Here is a 2,383-nt window from a genome sequence, read left to right as displayed (position 1 = left end):
CCGACGCTCCGCACGCCATGAGAGAGCCACACCCCACCTCGGGTGGGCAGCCGATAAGAGAGCGTCACGCCGGGCACCTCGGCTCCAGCCTGGCCGGGCCGTCGCCGTGAGGGAAGTCAACAAGTAGGCGATGACCGCGTCTTCGTCGGAGGCGTTCGTGATGCCGACGGGGGCTCATCGATGGCCAGATGTGAGCAGGTCAGTGCTGGTAGGTCGGGTACGTCAGGTAGCCGGTGTCGCCCCCCACGTAGAACGTGGCCTTGTCGCCCTCCGCAAGCGGCAGGTCGCCGCGGAGCCGTTCGACGAGGTCAGGGTTCGCTAGGAACGCGCGTCCGAAGCTGATGACGTCGGCGCCCAGCCCGAGCCAGTGCTCCGCTGCGGTGCGGTCGGCGGGTCTTGCAGCTCCTGGGTGGACGGGGTTGACGAGGAACGCCCCGGGCCAGGTGCGGCGAAATCCCAGGAGGGTTTCCTCCTCGGTCGAGGCGGTCAGGTGCACGTAGGCTAGGTCGAGCGTCGCCAGTTCGGTCAGCAAGGCCCCGTACAGCTCCGGGACGTCCTCGTCGATCGCGTCCCAGATCCCGGCACCAGGAGACAGCCGGATGCCGACGCGGGCGGCTCCGACGGCGTCCACCGCGGCCGCGGCCGCCTCCGCGGCGAAACGAATTCGTCCGGTGACCGACCCGCCGTAGCGGTCTGTGCGCTGGTTGGCGCTGCTGGAGAGGAATTGGCCGATGAGGTACCCGTTGGCACCGTGGAGTTCGACCCCGTCGAAACCGGCCTCCACTGCACGGGTGGCGGCCTCGGCGTAGACCAGCGCCTCCTTGCCGGCTTCGGCGGTGCTCAACGCGCGGGGCACCGGTGCGGGCTGAGGGCCGCTGGAGGTGAAGACCGTGGTGCCGCGGGCGGCGATCGCGGAAGGGCCCACCGGCTGGAGACCTGTGTGGTCGGCGTGACCGATCCGGCCGCCGTGCATGAGCTGGGCGAAGATCCGACCGCCGTTGGCGTGCACGGCGGCGGTGACCTGCTTCCACGAGTCGGTTTGCGCCTGATTGGTGAGACCAGCAGTGAGAGGGTTCGCCTGACCCTGCAGGCTGGGCTGGATCCCGTCGCTGATGATCAATCCGGCGGTCGCGCGCTGGGCGAAGTAGGTGGCCATCGACGCGGTGGCTAGGCCCTCGGGGTTAGAGCGGACCCGGCTCATCGGAGCCATCGCGATGCGATTGGGCAGGTGGAGGCCCGAGAGATCGTAGGGCTCGAAGAGGGCGTTCGTCGTAGTCACGTCGCCGACGGTAAAAGCTACCGCTAACGTCAGGTGCAAGTATGCTCTCAGGTGAGGTCGAAGGGGGAGGGCATGCGGATCGGTGAACTCGCCGCGAAGGTCGGCGTCAGCGTTCGGGCACTGCGCTACTACGAGGAGCAGGGCCTGTTGGTGAGCACTCGCAGCCACGGCGGGCAACGGACCTACGTAGAGTCAGATGTGGAACGGGTCCGGCTCCTGCAGTCCCTCTACACCGCAGGCATGCCGAGCAGGGCCATCGTCGACGTCCTCACGTGCGTAGACCACCCCAGCCATGATCATGAAGACCAGGCTTGGACGCGGATGCAGGCGCAGCGGGACCACCTCACGGTCCAGATCGACGAACTCCTGCGCACCCGTGACGCCCTCGACCGCCTCTTGGGGGAACGACCTTCCACTCGGGCCACCGCGGCCGGCGCCGATCGTCACTGACTGCGCCGCTGTACCTGCACCACGCCCGAGGTCCCGGCGTGCGCGCGGATCACCTGCAGACGCAATCACGGACCTTCATCTGCGGATCGGAGGCGCCCGCCCGGCATGGCTGCGCGGGATGCCGCCTGAGACTGACCGCCCCGGCCCATCAGCGCCAAGCAGACGGCGAGCGGCAGCAGAACACGAATGCCGAACAGGACCACCGCCACGCCCTGACACGCACTCCTCCTTCTACCTCTAGCCGCAACAGTGCTCACTCCCGCGCAGGCCGAAACGACGCCCGCAGCGGCCATCACGCCTGCGACAGGTTCAGCAGTTGCCGCCCAGTTGCAGGCCGACGCAGTGCCGACCGCGGTCCGGGCCGTCGTGCAGGACGAGTACATCGGCACCGGTGCCCGCAGCGACAGCATCGACAACACGACCCCTTCGTACTGGGTGCGATCAGCACGTCCTTCAGCCCGACCGCCACCCAGGCCCCAAGCACTGATCACCCGCGCACTGTCAGTTGCGCCTCCCCCCCGACTTCACGGTCCTCCCGCCCTCCGTGCGCGTGATCATGACCAGTCCGCGACCTCGCAGACTGGTCGATAGGTCGACGTCTGACCACGGCCGCTCAGGCCACCGACGCCTACGGTGATGGTCATGGCTCTTGAG

The 2,383-nt window shown here is 68.3% G+C and carries 2 protein-coding genes; one reads left to right on the top strand and one right to left on the bottom strand.

From position 1 onward, the window contains the following. Nucleotides 1–199 precede the first annotated feature (199 nt). A complete protein-coding gene (locus ACRYR8_RS21070; protein WP_432486220.1) occupies nucleotides 200–1,279 on the bottom strand; it encodes an alkene reductase in 1,080 nt (359 codons plus the stop codon). 72 nt (nucleotides 1,280–1,351) lie between these two features. On the opposite strand from ACRYR8_RS21070, the gene ACRYR8_RS21065 reads away from it, so the two are divergent. After that, on the top strand, nucleotides 1,352–1,729 hold the full coding sequence (locus ACRYR8_RS21065) for a MerR family transcriptional regulator (RefSeq protein ID WP_432486219.1): 378 nt from the start codon (nucleotides 1,352–1,354) through the stop codon (nucleotides 1,727–1,729). The last annotated feature ends 654 nt before the right edge of the window (nucleotides 1,730–2,383 follow it).

It is taken from the genome of Kineococcus esterisolvens (assembly GCF_050871405.1).
Classification (GTDB): domain Bacteria; phylum Actinomycetota; class Actinomycetes; order Actinomycetales; family Kineococcaceae; genus Kineococcus.
Note: the sequence above shows the minus strand (reverse complement) of the source record. Positions and strands in the feature narration are given on the sequence as shown.